The sequence below is a fragment of the Deinococcus marmoris DSM 12784 genome (assembly GCF_000701405.1).
GTDB lineage: Bacteria > Deinococcota > Deinococci > Deinococcales > Deinococcaceae > Deinococcus > Deinococcus marmoris.
Map to the genome: position 1 here is coordinate 11,986 of NZ_KL370780.1, position 19,206 is coordinate 31,191.

17 protein-coding genes are annotated in these 19,206 nt (G+C 67.9%); 9 read left to right on the forward strand and 8 right to left on the reverse strand.

Annotated features, from left to right (window positions below):
- Positions 1-2: 2 nt before the first annotated feature.
- The 8 genes from asnB to rfbF are packed head-to-tail and all read right to left on the reverse strand — an operon-like array spanning position 3 to position 9,440.
- Entirely contained in the window at positions 3-1,898 is a 1,896-nt protein-coding gene (gene asnB / locus Q319_RS26020; RefSeq protein WP_051655740.1) for an asparagine synthase (glutamine-hydrolyzing), read from the reverse strand.
- Positions 1,870-3,057, reverse strand: coding sequence for a glycosyltransferase (locus Q319_RS26025; protein ID WP_156039592.1), 1,188 nt, complete (start codon positions 3,055-3,057; stop codon positions 1,870-1,872). Before Q319_RS26025 ends, asnB begins: the two co-directional genes overlap by 29 nt.
- On the reverse strand, positions 3,054-4,454 hold the full coding sequence (locus Q319_RS0123755; protein ID WP_051655742.1) for a sugar transferase: 1,401 nt from the start codon (positions 4,452-4,454) through the stop codon (positions 3,054-3,056). The genes Q319_RS26025 and Q319_RS0123755 overlap by 4 nt, the downstream gene beginning before the upstream one ends.
- A gap of 40 nt (positions 4,455-4,494) precedes the next feature.
- Positions 4,495-5,799, reverse strand: coding sequence for an NAD(P)H-dependent oxidoreductase (locus Q319_RS0123760; protein ID WP_029484832.1), 1,305 nt, complete (start codon positions 5,797-5,799; stop codon positions 4,495-4,497).
- A complete protein-coding gene (gene rfbC, locus Q319_RS0123765; protein WP_029484833.1) occupies positions 5,796-6,371 on the reverse strand; it encodes a dTDP-4-dehydrorhamnose 3,5-epimerase in 576 nt (191 codons plus the stop codon). The genes Q319_RS0123760 and rfbC overlap by 4 nt, the downstream gene beginning before the upstream one ends.
- Complete coding sequence (locus Q319_RS0123770; RefSeq protein WP_029484834.1) at positions 6,368-7,432, reverse strand: NAD-dependent epimerase/dehydratase family protein; 1,065 nt, start codon at positions 7,430-7,432, stop codon at positions 6,368-6,370. The genes rfbC and Q319_RS0123770 overlap by 4 nt, the downstream gene beginning before the upstream one ends.
- Positions 7,429-8,676 carry an L-2-hydroxyglutarate oxidase gene (gene lhgO / locus Q319_RS0123775; RefSeq protein ID WP_029484835.1) on the reverse strand — a complete coding sequence of 416 codons (1,248 nt, stop codon included), beginning with the start codon at positions 8,674-8,676 and terminating at the stop codon, positions 7,429-7,431. The genes Q319_RS0123770 and lhgO overlap by 4 nt, the downstream gene beginning before the upstream one ends.
- Positions 8,670-9,440 carry a glucose-1-phosphate cytidylyltransferase gene (gene rfbF / locus Q319_RS0123780; RefSeq protein WP_029484836.1) on the reverse strand — a complete coding sequence of 257 codons (771 nt, stop codon included), beginning with the start codon at positions 9,438-9,440 and terminating at the stop codon, positions 8,670-8,672. The genes lhgO and rfbF overlap by 7 nt, the downstream gene beginning before the upstream one ends.
- Before the next feature lie 231 nt (positions 9,441-9,671).
- Here rfbF and Q319_RS0123785 point away from each other — a divergent pair, with 231 nt between their 5' ends.
- The 9 genes from Q319_RS0123785 to Q319_RS0123825 all read left to right on the forward strand — a co-directional run bounded on the left by Q319_RS0123785 (position 9,672) and on the right by Q319_RS0123825 (position 19,117).
- Positions 9,672-10,124 carry a hypothetical protein gene (locus Q319_RS0123785; RefSeq protein ID WP_029484837.1) on the forward strand — a complete coding sequence of 151 codons (453 nt, stop codon included), beginning with the start codon at positions 9,672-9,674 and terminating at the stop codon, positions 10,122-10,124.
- Between the two features lie 9 nt (positions 10,125-10,133).
- Positions 10,134-10,679: a tetratricopeptide repeat protein gene (locus tag Q319_RS0123790; RefSeq protein WP_162178720.1), complete on the forward strand. Its 546-nt coding sequence runs from the start codon at positions 10,134-10,136 to the stop codon at positions 10,677-10,679.
- Complete coding sequence (locus Q319_RS0123795; RefSeq protein ID WP_029484839.1) at positions 10,676-12,007, forward strand: O-antigen ligase family protein; 1,332 nt, start codon at positions 10,676-10,678, stop codon at positions 12,005-12,007. The genes Q319_RS0123790 and Q319_RS0123795 overlap by 4 nt, the downstream gene beginning before the upstream one ends.
- A complete protein-coding gene (locus Q319_RS0123800) occupies positions 11,991-13,664 on the forward strand; it encodes an AAA family ATPase (RefSeq protein WP_029484840.1) in 1,674 nt (557 codons plus the stop codon). The genes Q319_RS0123795 and Q319_RS0123800 overlap by 17 nt, the downstream gene beginning before the upstream one ends.
- Positions 13,665-14,924: an oligosaccharide flippase family protein gene (locus Q319_RS0123805; protein WP_051655743.1), complete on the forward strand. Its 1,260-nt coding sequence runs from the start codon at positions 13,665-13,667 to the stop codon at positions 14,922-14,924.
- Position 14,925: 1 nt separating this feature from the next.
- Entirely contained in the window at positions 14,926-16,305 is a 1,380-nt protein-coding gene (locus Q319_RS0123810) for a hypothetical protein (protein WP_029484842.1), read from the forward strand.
- Between the two features lie 18 nt (positions 16,306-16,323).
- Positions 16,324-17,274 carry a glycosyltransferase family 2 protein gene (locus tag Q319_RS25235; RefSeq protein WP_051655744.1) on the forward strand — a complete coding sequence of 317 codons (951 nt, stop codon included), beginning with the start codon at positions 16,324-16,326 and terminating at the stop codon, positions 17,272-17,274.
- A gap of 46 nt (positions 17,275-17,320) precedes the next feature.
- Positions 17,321-17,443 carry a hypothetical protein gene (locus Q319_RS29020; RefSeq protein WP_281173860.1) on the forward strand — a complete coding sequence of 41 codons (123 nt, stop codon included), beginning with the start codon at positions 17,321-17,323 and terminating at the stop codon, positions 17,441-17,443.
- Positions 17,444-17,956: 513 nt separating this feature from the next.
- Entirely contained in the window at positions 17,957-19,117 is a 1,161-nt protein-coding gene (locus Q319_RS0123825; RefSeq protein WP_162178721.1) for a substrate-binding domain-containing protein, read from the forward strand.
- Positions 19,118-19,206: the final 89 nt, after the last annotated feature.

Sequence of the window (19,206 nt, forward strand, 5' to 3'; positions counted from 1 at the left end):
GCTCATGCGGGCACGCCCTGGGCGCGCACGGCCAGCAGCCACAGTTCCAGGTTCAGGACCGTCCAGGCCAGCTTCGCGCCGCCGGACTGTGCGAGCGTGGCCGGGGACAGCAGGGTCTCGAGCTGCCGGGCGTCCATCAAGGCGCGCACCTGTGCCTGTGGCGAGAGCAGCAGGTCGCGGGTCATGGCCGAGAGCTGCGGGTCAGTGGTCATCCACTCGCCCAGCGGCAGCCGGAAGCCGCTCTTGGGCCGGTCGAGCACCTCGCGCGGCAGGGCGTGGGCGAAGGCGTCACGCAGCGGGGCCTTGCCCTTCATGCGCCGCACCTTGATCTGCCGGGGCAGCGCGACGGCCCACGGGGTCAGTTCCCGGTCGAGCAGCGGCACCCGCTGCTCGATGGAGGCCTGCATGGTCGTGTAGTCGCCCCGGTGCAGCAGGTTGTTGGGCAGCCAGGCCTCCAGGTCCAGTACCTGCATGCGCTGCATGTCGTCCCAGCCTGCCGGGTAGCGGGCCACGCGGTCTCCCACCCACTGCCGGGCGCGGTCCGGGTGCGCGCCGGCGAGCAGCAGGCCGCTGACCAGGCTGTCCGGCGCGTCGTTGTTGGCAAACCAGCGCATCCACCGCGCGGTGCGGTCAGGCTGGCTCAGGGCGTCGGCGGCGATGCCCAGGCGGTTGCGGCGTCCCAGCCAGCGCTGGCCCAGGCTCAGCGCCGGGCCGAGGGTGCTTGAGAATGCGTCTGCGGCGTATTTGGGGTAGCCGGCAAAGGCCTCGTCGCCGCCCTCGCCAGACAGCACGACCTTGACGTCCTGCGCGGCGCGCTGCGCGAGCTTGAGCATGGCGATGTCCGCCGGTTCAGAAAACGGTCCGTTGAGGCTGCCGGAGAGCTGCGGAGCCAGTTCTCGGAAGTCGCGGGCACCGACCGTGACCGGATGCAGCCGCAGGCCCAGATGCTTGGCGACCAGTTCGGCGTAGGGCAGTTCGCTGCGTTCGCTGCTGGCCCCCTCGAAGCCCACCGAGTACGCGTTGACGGTCTCGCCGCCGGGCTGGGCCAGCAGACTGGCGACGACGCTGGAATCCAGGCCGCCGCTGAGAAAGCAGCCCAGCGGCACGTCTGCCAGGGTATGTCGCTCGACGCTGTCGCGCACCCGCCCACGCACGTCGTCGGTGGTGGCGCTGCGGCCAGTGTGCACCGCACCAGCTTGCCCGGCGACGGCGCGCTCGACTTCCTCGGTGACGCTGCTGAACTGCACGTGAATGGCCGAACTCGCGCGCGGCGCGACGACCAGCGCCGTGCCGGGTTCCAGGCGCTGCACCCCGGCATACAGGGTGTGCAGCCCGAAGGTGTGGCGGTACGTCAGGGTATCGAGGACCGAGGTGTAGTCGAGTTCGGCGCGCAGGCCCGGCAGCGTGAACAGCGCGCCGAGTTCCGAGGCGAAGCCCAGGGAGCCGTCGGCGCTGCGCGCCCAGAACAGCGGCTTGATGCCGAAAGGATCGCGGGCCAGCACGGTGCTGCCGTCGCGGTGGTCATAGACTGCGGCGGCAAACATGCCGCGCAGCCGGGCGAAACCCGCTACGCCCCACGCCAGGTAGGCGGCCACGATGACCTCGGTGTCCGAGCGCGTGGCGAAACGCTGGCCGCGCGCCTGCAACTCGTCATGCAACTCGCGGTGGTTGTAGATCTCGCCGTTGAAGACGATGGTCGCCAGGCCATGAACGTCGCTCATCGGCTGCGCGCCGGCGGCCAGGTCGATGATGCTCAGCCGGGCGTGGCCCAGGCGGGCGCTGCCCACCTGCACGCTGGCCTGGGCGTCCGGGCCACGGTGGCGGATCGCGCCGAGGTGCAGGGCCTCGGGGGGACCGGTCAGCGGCAGACTAGAAACGGTACCAAGGATGCCGCACATAAGATTCGCCTCCTTTCTGGGGCTGCAAGGCAGCCGCGTCGTGAAACGTCTGGGCAAAGGCCTCGGCCATGCTCGCTACAGAGAAATGCCGTGTGGCGTGGGCGCGGCCAGCGTCGCCGTAGCGTGCCCGCAACTCCGGGTCCGTGGCGAGCCGCTTCAGGGCGTGGACCAGGCCGGCCCCGTCGCCGTCGGGAATCAGCAGGCCAGTTTCCCCAGGGACGATCAGCTCGCTGGGGCCGTAGTCGATGTCGAACGCGACGGTGGGCAGGCCGCAGGCCATGGCCTCGGCCAGCACGTTGGCAAAGCCCTCGGAACGGGACGCGAGGACAAAGGCGTCATGCTCCAGCAGGAACGCCAGCGGATCGGGCAAGAAGCCCACAAGACGCACATGGGTGTCCAGGCGCAGCGCGGTGATCCGGGCCATGAGCGCGGCGCGTTCAGGCCCCTCGCCGGCGATGTCGAGCGTAAATTCCGCGCCGCCGTCACGGAGCTGTGCGGCCGCGTCGATCAGCCGGTCAAAGCCCTTGGCGGGCACCAGGCGGCCCATGGCGGCGAAGCGGGCCGCGCCGCCACAGCGCGGGGGCAACGCTGCGGGCAGCGGCGTGGCGTTGTGAATCACGCGTCCCGCCGTGGCCGGCGCACCGGCACCCACGAACTCGCGCAGCAGGCCGTGGGTGGGCACCACCCAGCGGTCCGCCTGCGCGATCACCCGGACGCGCGCCTGCCGTTTGATGGGGCCGGCGTCGTCGAGATTGCTCAGGGCGTTCTCCTCGTTGGCGACGTGCGCGAAGCCGTGCGCGCGGCGGTTCAGGCTGGCGACGGCCACACCGGCGTACCACAGGCGGCTGTACACGACCTGCGGGGCGCTGCGGCGCAGGTGGGCGGCCAGGGCCGAGCGTGCCTGGACGACGTTCCGCACGGCGCGCAGCGCCCCCTGCCCGCTGCCCCCACGCGTCGCGACCGCCAGGTCCGTGTGGCGCAGATGCTCCACGCCCAGCCGCGCGTGCAGATCCGCGTCCACCGGCGCGCTGAGCAGCGTCACCAGCTCGCACTCGATGCCGAAATCCGGCAGGGCGCGCAGCAGTTCGGCCATCTGCACCTCCGCGCCGCCGCCGGCCAGCGCGGGCAGCACCGCCGTAACCCTCAGCGGGCGGCTCACGCCGCACCCCGGCGGCGCAGCGTGACCAGCACGGTTGCCATCAGCAGGGTCAGGTCGAGCCACGGACTCCAGCGCCGGACGTACTGCAAGTCGAGCTGCACGCGCGCCTTGAAGCTGGTGCTGCTGCGCCCGGAAACCTGCCACAGCCCGGTGATGCCGGGCCGGCAGGACAAGATCACCTCGGTGTACGGCTCGATTTCGCTGACTTCCCGTTGCAGGTAGGGGCGCGGCCCCACCAGGCTCATCTCGCCGCGAAAGACGTTGAGGAGCTGCGGGAGTTCATCCAAGCTGGCGCTGCGGAGAAAGCGCCCGGCCCGGGTAATGCGCGGGTCGTCGCGCAGCTTGTGGTAATGCGCGTAGTACGCCCGCGCCTCGGGATCGGCTTGCAGCAGGGCTGCCAGTTTGTCCTCGGCGTCGCCGTGCATGGTGCGGAACTTCAGGCAGTTGAAGGACCGTCCGCCCCGGCCCAGGCGCGGCGCACCGTACAGCACCGGGCCAGGGGAGTCCAGGGCCACCACCACGGCGATGACCAGCAGCAGCGGGGCGATCAGGGGCATGAACAGCACGACCAGCAGCAGGTCCAGCGCGCGTTTCTGGCGCAGGTCGCTGGGTTCCAGGTGCCGGCGGTGGACTTCCATCACGCTGAACGGTCCCAGGTACGACGATCCCGCCCAGCAACTGTCGGAGGCCGGCTGGCTGACCATCACCAGCACCTGCCGGAAGCTGGCGAGCGGCCCGTCGAGCAGGCGGTCGCGCATGGCGTAGGGAATGTTGGGCACTGCGAGGATGGCGAGCTTTGCCATGCCGCTGTCCACCGGCAGGTAACCGAGTTCCCAGTCGTTCCTGAGGACCTCGTTGATGTCGCGGGTGGACTCGCCGGTGCCGATCACGGCGACGTCCACCCCCCAGATGTTCAGGGCGCGCAGCGTGATGCGAACCAGGGTCTTGCCGAGGATCGTGAGCAGCAGGCAGGCGAGCAGGCACAGCAGCAGCGTCCCCAGCCCGGTCATGCCCAGATGCGGGGTCACCAGCGCCGCGATGATCAGGCTGGGCAGCGCCGCACACGCCGAGATCATGCTGCGCCGCAGGCGTTCGCTGACGTCCAGACCGTAGCCGGGATAGGAGCGCAGAACGATGGCGGCGATCAGCCAGGTGCTGGTAAACCCGATCTGACCAGGCAGCGTCGCCTCACGCTCCACCACGAAGCTCAGGACGAGGCCTGACACCAGCCACAGCACCACAAAATCGCTGGCGACCAGGGCGGCCCCGTTCATGGCCGCGCGCCGGCTCAGGCGGTTGGTGTTGATCATGTGGGCGCGGACGACCGGGGTGTCGGCCTGGTCGGCGGTCAGCAGGTCCGGTGGGCGCGCGTCGTTCAGTGGAGCGAGCTGGGTCACGGTCGGTGTCCTCCAGAACGGGGGGGATGGGCGGAGAGCGTCACGCGGGTTGCAGGGCCGCGCCGGCGTACAGCGCGTCCTGCTCGGCGCGCAGGCGCACGGCCAGCGAGCCGGCGGGCAGCGTCACGTCGTCGTAGGTCAGCACGGCGTCTTTGGATACGGCGCGGCGCAGGGTCGCGCCCTCGGCCAGGCCCATCGGCAGCAGGCGCTGGCCGGCGGTCACGTCCGCGCGCTCGCACTGCCCGTAGGTGTGGTAACCGCCCAGACCGTCAATCACGGTGCCGGCCTTCAGGTCACACTTGGCAGTGGCGATCACGTCCACCGTCGGGGCACCGACGGGGCGCAGGGCCGCGTCGCCGAACAGCACGACGCGCGCAACGGTCAGCGGCACCTCGAAGTGGCACAGGTGGTACGGGGTGTAGAACGAGTACAGCGGACCCTCGCCGAGTTTGTACAGGTTGAGGTAATGGCGCTGTTTGGGATCATCGTGCGTGGCGAGGACGAACACCCCCGGCCCCGGCTGGCTGCCCACGGTGTAGTCCACCACGCCGCCCAGTGCCCGCAGCGCCTCCACGTCGTATTCATTCACCAGGCCGTCCACGTGAGCGCGGAAATCCGTGCCGCGCATGCCGCGCTTCTCGATCGTCATGCCAGTGCCGTTGGCGACGATGGCCTGCTCGAAGGAGATCTTGGTGCCGTCCGCAAAGGACGTGACCATGTACGGGTTCTGGCCCCATTTCTCGGCGAAGCCTTGCTGGGTGGTGGGCGTGCGGTAGGGGTCTTGCAGCCCCTTGATGTTGCCGCACACCAGCGGCGTCAGGCCGATGCTTTTCACGAAGCGCCACAGGTTCATCTGCACGCCCGGCTGGTCACCGTCGGCGGCGGTGAGGATTACGCCGGCGGCCTCCGCGCGGCGTTGCAGGATCGCCCCCACCGTGCCGTCGAGTTCCGCGTTCATGGTGATGACGTGCTTGCCGTGCGCGAAGGCCTCCAGCGTGACCCACGCGCCGAACTCCACCGCGCCGGTCATGTCGATCAATGCGTCGATCCCCTCGCAGGCGCACAGCAGGCCGGCGTCCTCGGTCACAGCGGGTGTTCCGGCACGCACGGCGTCTTCCAGCGCGCTTACGCTGCCTACGGTAATCGGCTCAAGCCCGGCCTCCCGGTAAGCGCGCTCGGCCCCGGCCAGGTGGCGGTTCGAGATGGCCACCAGCCGCATGCCCGGCACCGAGTTGATAATCTGGTTGGCGACGCCCCGGCCCATGAAGCCCGCGCCGATCATGCCCACCCGGATGGGCCGCCCCTCCGCCTCACGCCCGGCCAGTGCGGTGTCCACGATGATCATGCCAGTACCTCCCCGGCGCGCATGGACCCAGCATTCACAGCGGCCTGGGTCAACAGCGGCCACGCGGCGTCCTTCTCCGAGATCACACTGACCGGCAGCGGCCACGCGATGCCCAGCAGCGGATCGTCGTAGCGCAGCCCACGCTCGGAGCCGGGGGTGTAGAACTCGCCCACCTGATAACTGACCTCGGCCCCGTCGGTCAGCGCCTGGTAGCCGTGCGCGAACAGTTCGGGCACGTACAGGGCGCGGCGGTTGCCCTCGCTCAGTTCCACAGCGACGTGTTGCAGGTAGGTGTCCGAGCCGGGCCGCAGGTCCACGATCACGTCAAGAATCGCCCCGCGCGTGCAGCGCACCAGTTTGGTCTCGGCGGCGGGGGCGAGCTGATAGTGCATCCCGCGCAGCGTGCCGGCGCGGTGGTTGAAGCTGAGGTTGCACTGCGCCACCTGTGGTTTCAGGCCGTGGGCCTCGAATTCGTTCATGCAAAACGTCCGTGCAAAGCCGCCGCGCTCGTCCTCGCGCAGCTCCAGATCAATGATGAACGCGCCCTTCAATTTGGTTTCGGTGAAGATCATGCGGGGGTTCCTTCGCGGGCGGGCGCGGGGACGGGCAGGGGCCGCCAGTAGAAGTCGTTGTCGATCTGCCCGGTGGAGAGCAGGTATTCGAGCTGCTTGAGGCGCGTGAAGCCGCGTGACTCGAAGATCTCTGCCGTCAGACCAATCTGGGCGAACAGGGCCGCGAGCTGCTGCGCGCCGCGCTCGGCGTTCCACTCGCAACGGAAGCCGGGCAACTGACTGTGGATCTTGTCGAAGTTCACGCGGTACGAGCGGGTGTCCGCGCCGGGTTCACCGAAGCTCAGGCCGCAGCCGGGAAAGGCCCCCGCGACGACCTCGGCAATCTCGCGCACGCGGTAGTTCTGTTCGTTGCTGCCGACGTTGAACACCTGGCCGTGAACGTTTTCCTGCGGCGCGGTCAGCGCGCAGATGATGGCGCGGGCAATATCCAGGCCGTGGACCAGCGGACGCCAGGGGGTGCCGTCGGAGGTCATGCTGATCTGCTTCTGGGTTGCCGCGAGTCCGCTGAGGTTGTTCAGGACGATGTCAAAACGCATGCGGGGGCTTGCGCCGAAGGCGGTGGCGTTGCGCAGGAACACCGGGCTGAAGGTGTCGTCGGCCAGAGGCAGCAGGTCGCGCTCGACCATGACCTTGCACTCCGCGTAGGCGGTCTGCGGATTGACGGGTGAAGTCTCGTCCTTGACGTCTGCGCCGCCGGCGCCATACACGCTGCACGACGACATGTACACGAAGCGCGTCACGCCCGCCGCCTTTGCAAGACGGGCCAGGCGCACCGAACCAGCGTGGTTGATGTCGTAGGTGATGTTCGGCAGCAGTTGCCCCAGCGGATCGTTGGACAGCTCGGCCATGTGGACCACGGCGTCGATGCCCTCCAGGTCGGCGGCCTCGATGTGCCGCAGGTCCTTGGCCAGGGTGCGCGGCGTCTGACCCTCGCCGTGGTACAGCCAGCCGGCCTTGTAGTAGCCGGTATCCACGGCCAGCAGTTCGTGTCCCAGGCGCAGGAGTTCGGGAGCGAGCAGGGAGCCGAGGTAGCCTTCCGTGCCGGTGACCAGGATCTTCATAGCAGTGCTCCTTGTTTTCTTCCGGGGTGGTGGGCGGCGCTGAGGTGTGCCGGAACGGGAACGCGCGCGGCGATGGTGCGGCCAATTTCAAACGACGACGTTGCGGCGGGAGAGGGCGCGTTGCAGACATGCAGCGCCGAGGGGCCATCGACGAGCAGGAAATCGTCGACCAGTTGCCCGCCAGGGGTCAGGGCCTGGGCGCGCACGCCGGCCTTGCTGGGCACGATGTCGTCGGCGGTGACCTCGGGAATCAGGGTCTGGAGGCTGCGCACAAAGGCCGCCTTGGACAGCGAGCGCCACATCTCCATGGCTCCCTCGCGCACGTTCTTGCGGGCGAGCTTCTGAAAGCCGGGGTAGCGCAGCGACTCGCCGAGGTCACGCAGGTTCAGGGCGGTCTTGTGGTAGCCCTCGCGCGCAAAGGCCAGCACAGCGTTCGGACCGGCATGCACCGAGCCGTCGATCATGCGCGTGAAATGCACCCCCAGGAACGGAAAGTCCGGGTTTGGCACCGGGTAGATCAGGTGCTTGACCAGGTGGCGGCGCTCGGGGCGCAGTTCGTAGTACTCCCCCCGGAACGGCACGATCTGGCTCTGTGGATCGGCCCCGGCCATGCGCGCGACGCGGTCGCTGTGCAGGCCCGCACAGTTGACGAGGACGTGCGCGGCTGCCGGGCCGGCGCTGGTCTCCAGTTGGTAGCCGCCGGTGTCCTGACGCACGCCAGTAACCTCGGTCCCAAAGCGCAACTGTCCGCCGCGCGCCAGGATCACGCCCGCCAGGGTCCGGCAGATGGCGGCGTAATCGACGATGCCGGTCATGGACAGGTGCAGCCCGGCGACGGCCTGCACGTGTGGCTCGATCTCACGCACTTCTCCCGCGTCCAGCCGACGCACAGGCAGACCATGTTCGACTGCGCGGGCGTGCAGGCGCTCCAGGCCGGCGCGCTCCTCCGGCCGGGTCGCGACGATCACCTTGCCGCAGCGGTCGTAGGGCAGGCCGTACTCGTCGCAGAACGCGGTGATGGACGCGTTGCCGGCGCGGCACATCCGGGCCTTGAGGCTGCCGGGGGCGTAGTAGATGCCGCTGTGGATCACGCCGGAATTGCGTCCGGTCTGGTGCTGGGCGACATCGTCCTCTTTCTCGATCAGCAGCAGCGTGGCGTCCGGGTGACGGGTGCCCAGCGCGTAGGCGGTGGCCAGGCCCACGATGCCGCCGCCCACGATCACGAAGTCGTGGCGCGTCACCATGCCTTCCAGGGGGCCTTGCCCCCGCGCCACAACTCTTCGAGGTGGTGCTTGTCGCGCAGCGTGTCCATCGGCTGCCAGAAACCCGGATGGCGGTATGCCGACAGCTCGCCGTCGCGGGCGAGGTTGCGGAGCGGCTCGGCCTCCCAGGTGGTGTGGTCTCCTTCGATGTAGTCGATCACGGACGGCTCCAGCACGAAAAAGCCGCCGTTGATCCAGCCGCCGTCGCCGTCGGGTTTCTCCTGGAAGGCCAGCACGCTGCCGTCCTCCTCCATGCCCACTGCCCCGAAGCGTCCGGGCGGCTGCATGACGGTCATGGTGGCCTTGCGGCCCTGGGCGCGGTGGTGTTCGACAGTGGCGGTGATATCGACGTTGCCGACGCCGTCACCGTACGTGAAGCAGAAGGTGTCGTCGCCGAGGTACTGGCGTACGCGCCGCAGCCGCCCGCCAGTCAGGGTGTCCTCGCCGGTGTCGACCAGGGTCACGGTCCACGGCTCGGCGTGATTGCACAGGAACTTTGTGTCGTGGCTGCGCATGTCGAACGTCACGTCGGACATGTGCAGGAAGTAGTTGGCGAAATACTCCTTGATCATGTACTGCTTGTAACCGCACAGGATCACGAAATCGTTGATGCCGTGCGCGGAGTAGATCTTCATGATGTGCCACAGCACTGGGCGGCCGCCGATCTCGATCATCGGTTTGGGCCGGATGGTGCTTTCCTCGCTGATACGCGTGCCGAGTCCACCGGCAAGAATCACGGCCTTCACGGCTGGCTTCCTCGTTGGGCAAGGTTGATGGGTTGGATGAGGTGGCTGGACTGGATCATGATCAGGCTCCTTCAGTCGGATCTCATTAGAGGGAGGTGGGCGCGGCGTGATGGAGGACGGTTCCCTCTGGCTGGTGAGGGCACTATGGAGAAGATGAAAAATGAGCAACGGCTGCTCATTACGAACTCATGGGCAAAATGTGCCTATCCCGCGTGCGGGCAAGGAGTTCCCATGAACAAGATCCTGATGGCCGTCACCGCCCTAATCCTGAGTTCTGCCGCTACCGCTGCGCCCCTCACAGGCCAGGCCCGCACGTACGTCGAGCGGCTGGGCCGGGCCAGCGGCGTGAGCCTCTCAGCCAGCATATTCACTGGCAACGTCGCCAGCAGCAACGTCGCCACTGCCTTCCGCAGCAAGCAAAAGTGCGTCAGTGCGGCCAGTCTCGGGCAGCTCCAGGCGGCTCCGCTGAGCCCCGGCGTCCGCGCCCTGGTCTTGCTGGAGGTGCGCTGCGTGTCCAGCGTGAATGGCCAGCCGCTCACGGCCGCGTCCGCGCTGGCACTCGTCAGGGGCATGGGGCTGAATCTGGCGTCGGATCTCGACGCGCTGCTGGACGATCCGCTGAGCGTCAACCGCCTGCTGCTGGCCGCCGCACAGCCCGTGACGCCCATCACGCCGAAGCGCTGAGCGGCAGTGGTGCCTCCGACCATTCCGGTGCTTGCCAGCGCGGCCCTGTGCGCTGCGCTGGGCATTACGGCGCTCCAGGGCTTCACGGTGGGCCGCGCGCGTACCGAGGCGACGTTGGCGCGGCAGGATGGCCGCTACGACGACGCGCGCCGCGTGCTCACGGCAGCCCTGCGCGCCGCGCCGGACGCGTGGCAGGCGTGGTCGGACCTGGCGCTGACTGCCCGCTCCGCGTGGGTCTTCCAGCAGCAGCCCGGGCAGCTTGCCCAGTCTCTGGACGCGTACCGGCGCGCCGCAGCCCTCAACCCAGACAGCGCGGTGCCCCGCGCGGAACTGGCCCGCACCCTCATGGTCGCGGGCCGCTTCGGCGAGGCTGGATCGGCGTACCGTGACGCCCTGAGCCGCGATCCGCACAGCCCGGGCCTGCACGTTGCCTACGCGCAGACCCTCGAGGCCGCTCAAGACGTGCCGGGCGCGCTCGCGCAGTACCGGGCCGCCGGGGCCATTGACGCCAACGAGTACTCACAGGACGCAGAGCGTCGCCTGGGCACGCCATGACGCGCCCCCACATCGGCCACGGCTGGTCGCGGCTGGGCATGGCCGCACTGGGTGCCACGGCCGCGTGGGCACCGCTGGCGCAGGGCAGCGCCTTCGACGGTGGCCGCGCCGGCCTGGTCATCCTGGCCGCCGTGACGTTCTTCGCTACCACGCTGGCGGCGCGGCGCGGTGCCGTGACATGGGGCCGCGTGAACCTGTGGCTCGCCGCAGCCATCACCCTGGCCGCGTGGACCGTGCTGAGCGCCGCGCAGGCACCTGAACACTTCGGTGCCCGGCAGCAGGGCGCGCTGATGGTTGCCACCATCCTGAGCGCCGTCAGCGCGCGCGCCCTGCTCGCGGACGCCCGGCGGCGGCGGGTCTTCGCGCAGGGCCTGGTCGTGGTGGTGGCCATCATGGCGGCGTATGTCGCGCTCCAGCACTTCACCGGGGGCTTCACACTGCGCTCGGATCCGGGCGCACTGACCGGGCTGTACTACCATCCCAGCCATTACGCCGGCTTCGTCACGCTGGCTGTGCCCGTCGCCGTGTGGGGCGTGGGCTTCGCCGCGCGGCCGTTCAAGGTCCTCGGCGCGGTATCGGCGCTGATCCTCGTGGCGTCCCTGCCGTTCACCAACTCCTCGAGCATGCCGACAGCGCTGCTGGCCGGTGCCCTGGCTGCCTGCGCCGCGCTGTGGCACTGGCGCCGCGTGACGGGCGCGCTCGCACTTGCCGCCGTCATGCTGGCGCTGGCCGGCAGCGTGTGGCTGCTCGGTAGCGATCCAGGCCGCGCCACGCTGGACGCCGTGATGCGCGGCACACAGACCAAATCCGTCGACCGCTTCATCCTGGAGCGCCAGGCCCTGTGGACGATGGATCAGCAGGCCGCCGAACATGCCGGCGTGTTCGGCGTCGGCCCCGGCGGCTTCGTCAACACCGTGCCGAGGTACCGCCCAGCCGTGGCGGACGGCACCAATGACCACGCCTTCGGTTTTGTGAATTACGCCCACAACGACTACTACCAGATGGCCATCGAACTCGGCGCGGTGGGCCTGGGGCTGTACGTATTGGCCATGCTCGGCGCGGCGCTGCCGCTGCGCAGGCTCGACCCGCTGGGCTGGTGCCTGCTCAGCGGCCTCGTCCCGCTGTGGACCGCCGGCATCTGGGACGGCAACGCCACGGCCGTACCCGGCACCGCCCTGTGGATGTGGGTGTGCGTGGGCGTCGTCGCGGCCAGCCAGCCAGCCACGGCGCCGCGCCCGCGGCCTCTACCTGTCCTGATGCCCACCCCGCTTCGTTTCACCGATCAGACCCCGGACAGGAGGACGCCTTTACATGCCACCGACGACTGAAGACCTTGACCTGAGCCAATCGTTCCGGGCGCTGCGCCGCAGCGCGGCGCTGCTCGTGGTGTTGTCGGTGCTGGCCGCAGTGGCCACGTACTCGCTCTTCAAGAACCAGAAGCCGCTGTATGAGGGCGAGATCATGATCCTCTCGGCCGGTACCCAGACCGGCAACCAGCGGGTGAATGACACGCTCGTCAGCGCGCCGCCGCTGCCGCCCGGTGCCATCAAAGGCGTACTCAACAGCAAGGGCGTGCAAGGCGTCGTGATTGGACGCTTGAATGAAATCTCAGAGCTGGACACCACGCAGCGAGAGGCGCTGAAGGCTGCGCTGTACAAGTCGATCGCCAGCGGCAAGAGCACTGTCCTGAGCATCTCGGGGCAGTCCGACCTCTTCGGCAACGGCACCTTCGTACTCAGCGCCGTGCATGAGAACCCGGTTGTGGCGGCGCAGCTCGCCAACCTGGCAGGCGACTCCCTGCTGGCGTGGGACGCCCGGCGCGGCCTGGTGAAGGTCACGTCGGCAGCCGAAGTCCTCAGGCTCGAGGTCGCCGACATCCAGCGGCGCCTGGATCTGAGTGGCCTGGTGGGCTTAACGCGGACCCCCACCCAGCAGGGGCTGCTTGCCCAGCGCTCGGACCGGCTGGACGCGCTTAACCGCTTGATGGCCCTGCAAAAGGCCGTGGTGGGCTCGCTGACTATCGTTGCGCCAGCCGCCACGCCGATCACTGCCATCGCTCCCAAACCCCTGCGCAACGGCGTGCTGGTCGGCGCATTCACCTTCGTGCTGCTTTCTGCGGGCGTGATGGTGTGGGCGTCCCTGAACCGGCGTGTCACGTCCGACAACGACATCAAAGGTCTGGGCCTGCGCCTGATCGGCGAGGTACCACGGCTGCGCACCCAGCGGCGCGGACGCTCACTGCTGGTTACGCTTCGTCAGAGCCGCTGGTCAGACAGCGTGTCATTCCTGTCTGCGGGCCTGCGCAGCGTGCTGCCGCCGCAGGACGGGCGCGCGTCGGTGGTGCTGGTCACGTCGGTGTTCAGCGGGGACGGCAAGTCCAGTGTCGCGGCTGCCATTGCCGACGCGCGCGCCACGCATGGCGACCGCGTGCTGCTGATCGACGCGGATCTGCGCCGCCCAACACAGGTGGGGCTGTGGCAGATGGCGGCGCACGCCGCAGACTGGGTCAATCTTCCCGGTGCCAATCCCTTTCCGAACGAGGAAAGCCGCGACGTGGTCACCTCGCTCGCGACGCCGGACATCGCCCAAGCGCGTCGCCTGCGCGAACACCTTCACCTGATCGCTCCCAAGGCCACGTCAAGCGTGCCGGGCCAGATCAGCAGCGCGAGCTTTTGCAAGGCCATCGAGCGCTGGCGGGGCAGCTATGACCTGATCCTGGTGGACTGCCCTCCGGCCCTCGCGATGGCCGACACCCTGACGCTGGCCCCGCATGTAGACGGCGTGCTGTTGGTCTTGGAAGCGGGCCGCGCACCCGTAGCAAGCGTGCAGCGGCTGATGGACGCCCTGCTGTTGGTGGATGCCAACGTCGTCGGTGTGGCCCTGAACAAGGTCAACCCCAGAGACACCGTGGCCCGCTACGGATACGGCTATGACCAGCGCTACGACGCGAACGCCCACAGGATGCCCGCCAAAGTGAGGTCCTGAGTGCAGTTGCTGTTGCCCCAGGTCATCCGCAACATGACGGCGCTTTACGGCGTGCATCTGGTCACGTACGCGCTGCCGCTGCTGACCACGCCCTTTCTGGCACGCACGCTCGGGCCAGCCGCGTGGGGCACGCTGGCGGTCGCGCAGGCCTTCGCGCTGCTGCTCGCCTTGCTGATCGAGTACGGCTTTGAGCTGAGCGGCACGCGCGAGGCGGCCCGGGTGCAGGGGGACCGCGCGGCGCTGGGCACCCTGCTCTCAGGTGTGGTGACTGCCAAGGTCATGCTGACTGTGGCGGCGGCACTGCTCGCGCTGGGCGCGCAACTGGCTGTGCCGGCGTTCCGCGCCCACCCGGCGCTGCTGTGGATCAGCTTCGGGTGGGCCGCCTCGCAGGCCCTGAACGTGATGTGGTTTTTTCAGGGCCTGGAGGATCTGCCGCGTGTGTCGGGCATCGACATCGCCCTCAAGGCGGTCGGCACTGGTCTGATCTTCGTGGTTGTGGCCGGCCCTGACGACGCGTGGCGGGTGCCAGCCGTACAGGGCGCAGCAGCGCTCGCGTCGGCTGTGGTGTGCCTGCGCCTGGCCACGCGGCGGGCACCGCTGTCGTGGCCAAGCGCTGCGGCGATCATGCAGACGCTGCGGCTCGGCGCGAGCATGTTCATTTTCCGGGCCGCGTCAAGTCTGTACGCCACCAGCGGCGTGTTCCTGCTCGGGCTGTTCGTCGGCCCGCAACTGGTCGGGTACTACACCGGCGCGGAGCGCATCGCCCGGGCCTTCCAGGGCCTGCTCACCCCCATGTACCGCTCGCTGTTTCCGCGCTACAGCCGCCTCGGCAAAGCGCCGCTGCCCGAAGCGCGCGCCGCGCTGGGCACCGGCATGCGGCTGATGCTGGGGGCCGGCGCGGCACTTACTGCCGTGTCGGTGCTGGGCGCGCCGCTGCTCGTGCGGCTTCTGCTCGGTCCGGGGTACGAACCGGCCATCCCGCTGCTCCAGGTGCTGGGGCTGCTCCCGGCGGTCATCGCGGTGAACATGGTGCTGGGGCTGTTCTGGCTGCTGCCGCGCGGCATGGACAGCACCTTCAACCTCACCATCCTGGGCGCTGCCAGTCTGAACGCCGGACTGGTGGTGTGGCTGGTGCCGCGCGGCGGCCCGCTGGCGATGGCCGGTGCCGTGGTCGTGACCGAGGTGGCCGTGATGCTTGCCCTCAGCGCTGCGTACTACTTGACCCAGCGTGACGTGCCCGCCACGCTGAAGCGGGCGTAACGTGCGGATTCCGCGCATCCAACTGGACTTCTGGGGACACGCCGCGCTGTTCAGTCTGTACCTCGGCACCGTGTCGGTGTTCGGGAACCTGTCGCGGATCGCGCCGGGCGTGGCGAGCGCGGCGCTGCTCGGGTGGCTGGGCCTGACTTGGGCGTGGGCCGCGTGGGCGCTGCTGAAGATGCCGCGAATTCCGCTGCCTGGTGTACTGCTGCTGGTGCTGGGCCTGCTGCCCTACGGGTACTTCATCTTCCTGTACACCACTGGCCAGCCGCTGGTGGGGGCATTCAGCTATTTCTACAAGTTTGCCCCACTGCTGCTGTTTCCGGCGCTGTACCGCTGGTGCCTGCACCACAACGACACCTGGATCGAGCGGACCCTGCTGATCCTCGCCACGGTCATCGCCCTGCGCACCCTGATCGCCTTTGTAATTCCCGGCGTGTTTCCGGGCCGCTCCGGCTCGGGTGCCGCGAGTCTGTGGGACGACGTGGTCATTTACGAGAAGATTGGCCCGCTGGCCCGCGTGTTCTACCCGGGAGTCGCTCTGGTGTTCTGGGGCCTGGTCATGTCCGTCGACCGGGCCTTGACGCGCGGGATGGGCGTCCGCCTGGAAGTGGCGCGCGCGCTGATGTTCCTGGCGGCACTGGGCGTGAGTCTCACGCGCGGCTTTCTGCTCACCACCTTCGCCCTGCTGGCGCTGTACATCGCTGGGCGCTGGGTCACCACGCACGTCACGGTGCAGCGACGCTTCCGGGCGCTGCTCAGCGCGGCGCTGCTGGTGCTCGCCGCAGCAGTTGGCCTGGCGACCACGCCTGCTGGCCTCGCGGTGGGCCGCACCGTGGAGCAGTACAGCGGGCAGGAACGCTTCAGCCTCGACACCAAGAACATCGACTGGCGGGCCGAGCAGGCGCAGCTCGCCTTCACACTGATCCAGAGCAGTGAGCAGCGCTGGCTGGGCATCGGCACAAACGTCTCCATTCCTGAGGACATCAAGTCGCCCAATCCATGGGAGGTGACGAATGAACTGCACTACTCTTACCACTCCATCCAGTGGACGTTCGGTTACCTAGGCCTGACACTGCTGACCGCAGGCGGGCTGGCGCTGCCAGCACTCACGGCCCTGCGCTGGCGCCTGAGATCCACGCTCGCGCTGTCTCTCGGCCTGACGCTGGTGTTCATTGCCGTGATCGGCAGTTATACCATCGTGTTCACCAATGCTGACTGGAATTTCATGATGACCCTCTGCGGGGCCTTCCTGCTCGCCCGCTCCCGTCAGGCCGCCGCCCGCACCTATGCCGCCGCCCGCAGTCCATTTCTCCTTCCACAGCCAGAGGGTCACTTCACGCTGCCCCCCGTTCCCGCCCCACGCCGCCCGGTTCCGTAGGCGACTTCAAGGAGGCCCATGACTGAACTGCATTCGCCCACCGTCACTGTGGTGGTCATCAACTACAACCAGACGGATCTCACGCTGGCATGTCTGGCGTCTCTGAGCGCCCTGCACACCCCGCTGGCGCGCGTCGTGGTGGTCGACAACGGGTCCTTCGACGATTCCGTCGCGCGCCTGCAAGGGCATGTGCCCGCCGCCGACCTGCTGGTTTTGCCGGTCAACGTGGGGTTCACGGCTGCGAACAACGCCGGCTGCCGCTTTGCGTTGCAGACGGGCGAGCCAGCGTACGTGTGGTTTCTGAACAATGACACCCTAGTCGATCCGGGCGCGCTGGACGCGCTGGTGAACATTCTGCGGGCACGTCCGCAGGTCGGTGCCGCCGCGTCGGTGCTGTACGACATGGGCACGGATCGGGTCCAGGCGTACGGCGGCGGCTGGATCGACCTGTGGGCTGGCCGGGCGCAGATGTTCACTGCGCCCGTGCCCGAGGAACGCTTCGATTTCGTTGCCGGCACCAGCCTGCTCGTGCGGGTCACGGCGATTGCGCAGGTAGGACTCCTTGACGAGCGCTTCTTCATGTACTGGGAAGATGCGGACTTCAGTTTCCGCCTGCGCCGGGCCGGATGGACGCTGACTGTGGCCCCGGAATCCACCGTGTGGCACCTGGGCGGGGCGAGCACCGGCGTGAACACCGTGAAGCGCAAGTCCGTCACCTTCGAGCGGTACTTTTCGCAGAGCACCGTGGTGTTTTACCGCAAGCACAGCCGCATCCCCGCCGTTCCGCTGTTGCGCGGCCTGGGGTGGTACTTCGTCAAGCGGCTGATCAAGCGGGAGTGGCCGCAGGCACGCGCCATCGTGCAGGGCACCCTGCATGCCCTGCGGGTTACGGCTGCCCACCGGGCCACTCTGGTCGGCCCCGCAGCCCCGTCCAGTACGGCGGTTACGTCGGGACACGCGCCGAACTGAGCTGGCCCACGCAACGCGGGAGCATCGGTCCCAGGAGGACATGACCATGACTACCAACACCCCCTGCCACGTGGCCGATGCCCAGATGGACACGGCGGCCCCCGAGCAGACGCCCGTCGCGTTGGCCAGTGCGCCGCCCCCGCTCAAACCGTACGATTCCGTCATCTGAGCGCTGGTCTATGAGATACGGCTCTGGGTCGTCTTCAGTGCACTTCTGGCCGTCATGACCCGCTTCGGATGGAAAGTTAGCGCGGCCCTTTCTGTATTCCCTGGGGCGTATCATATCTTCTACAGCCTGTCCCTGATTCAGCCCCTCAGATGGATATTCGTGATCCATCTGCTGCATCGGCATCTGCTGCTCCCTGAGACGCACCCTGTTCTCGACAATACCTCTAGTTGCCGTTCCATACGGTAAAAAACTGAGTCCATCAGTTGTGAGTGCCCGGAGAAAGTCTTTGCTCCCGCAGGTTTCATGGGACTGATCACGGTCTGATCACGCCTCATGAAGATGATGCACTGAGACGCAAGTGAGTTGGCCATAAGAAGGGTTAAAACAACGCGGCTGTCCTCGCCACTTTATGCGCTCAGGGGGAACATGAAAAAATCAATTTCCAACCGCGATCTCATAAGAATTGCTGGAAATGCCGGGCTGACTCCAGAGCAGGTGAGATCCGCCCTGGCCATGAGGAATAACCTTGACGCTGACATAACATCCCTGGTCAACACCAGTGCGCATGAATTGCAGTACAGCATCACCATGCGTGACCGCGTGGCGATGGCTGCCAACACGTCTGTCGCCACGGTCAATCGCGCTTACCGGCCAGACGCCCGGCACCTCGTGCGTCCAGAAATCCTTGATGCCATCAACCGTGAAGCGGCCCGCCTCGGGTACAAGCCGGACATGGTGGCCCGTTGCAGACGCACCAGCCGGGGCAACGTGGTTGCCATCTGCCCGGAGATGCACCACCTTGCTAACCCGTACTACACTTCCCTGATCCACGTCCTCAGCGAGGCCGTCAGCGCGCGTGGCCTGCACCCCGTTATCGCGCCTGTTCCCACCGACTGGCTGCTGCCCGACATCGCACAGTCGAGCATCACCAACCTGGTCATCCTGTGGGAAAGTGACCGCATCGACAAGCAGGTCGCGTCGCTGAATGCTGCTGGCCGCCGGGTCGTGGTCGTCGGCCACCACCAGCAGGCCGCGAGCGTTGCGCCGGATTGGGTGGACGCCTACGAGCAGCTCACCCTGCGGGCGATGGACCAGTCCTACAGCGCAATGCACCTGGGGTACTTCACCGAGGGACGCTGGATCGCCTGCGCACGCCTTGAGGGGGTTGCGCGGGCCCTAGCGCGGCGCGGCGAGCAACCGGATCTGAAGCTCTGGCTTGCTCCAGACGTCGACGTACACCGCACCGCTGAGTGGCTTGCCGATCACGGCATGCACAATGCGGCCACGCTGCTTGTAAACCTTGACTCGGTGCCTGGTGCCCTGGAACACCGGCACTCCTGCGGTCTGCAAGGCGTCGTGAGCGACCTGTGGACCGAGGTCTGTGGCCAGCCCGCAGGTCAGCGCATGGCGCTGCTCGGGTATTCGGACGTGGTGCTGCGCCAACTGATGCAGCAACTGTACGAGACTGGCGATAACCAGCACGTTCAGGATGATCTGGGCCTCGCGGGGTACGACAACGTGGAGTCGCTACTCCACCACGTGAGGCCCTTTCTGACGACCATCTCCTACAGCATGGAAAGCATGGCCGACACCCTCCTGAGTGTCGCGGACGATCCAGAGGACGTGTCCCTCACGCTCCTCGAAACCGAAGTCGTTCTGCGCCGCTCACTCTGAGGCGCGCGTCCTGCTGACCCTGGCGGCCCGACAGATTTGATCGGGGAGATCGAAATTCCAGCACCCAGCCGGGTTAATGGACACCGTAT

What these genes read in the sequence shown, in the direction of transcription:
- asnB (WP_051655740.1), bottom strand. Translation starts at nt 1,898, where the DNA reads ATGTGCGGCATCCTTGGTACCGTTTCTAGTCTGCCGCTGACCGGTCCC.
- Q319_RS0123760 (WP_029484832.1), bottom strand. Translation starts at nt 5,799, where the DNA reads ATGATCATCGTGGACACCGCACTGGCCGGGCGTGAGGCGGAGGGGCGG.
- rfbC (WP_029484833.1), bottom strand. Translation starts at nt 6,371, where the DNA reads ATGATCTTCACCGAAACCAAATTGAAGGGCGCGTTCATCATTGATCTG.
- Q319_RS0123770 (WP_029484834.1), bottom strand. Translation starts at nt 7,432, where the DNA reads ATGAAGATCCTGGTCACCGGCACGGAAGGCTACCTCGGCTCCCTGCTC.
- lhgO (WP_029484835.1), bottom strand. Translation starts at nt 8,676, where the DNA reads ATGGTGACGCGCCACGACTTCGTGATCGTGGGCGGCGGCATCGTGGGC.
- Q319_RS0123785 (WP_029484837.1), top strand. Translation starts at nt 9,672, where the DNA reads ATGAACAAGATCCTGATGGCCGTCACCGCCCTAATCCTGAGTTCTGCC.
- Q319_RS0123795 (WP_029484839.1), top strand. Translation starts at nt 10,676, where the DNA reads ATGACGCGCCCCCACATCGGCCACGGCTGGTCGCGGCTGGGCATGGCC.
- Q319_RS0123800 (WP_029484840.1), top strand. Translation starts at nt 11,991, where the DNA reads ATGCCACCGACGACTGAAGACCTTGACCTGAGCCAATCGTTCCGGGCG.
- Q319_RS25235 (WP_051655744.1), top strand. Translation starts at nt 16,324, where the DNA reads ATGACTGAACTGCATTCGCCCACCGTCACTGTGGTGGTCATCAACTAC.
- Q319_RS29020 (WP_281173860.1), top strand. Translation starts at nt 17,321, where the DNA reads ATGACTACCAACACCCCCTGCCACGTGGCCGATGCCCAGATGGACACG.
- Q319_RS0123825 (WP_162178721.1), top strand. Translation starts at nt 17,957, where the DNA reads ATGAGGAATAACCTTGACGCTGACATAACATCCCTGGTCAACACCAGT.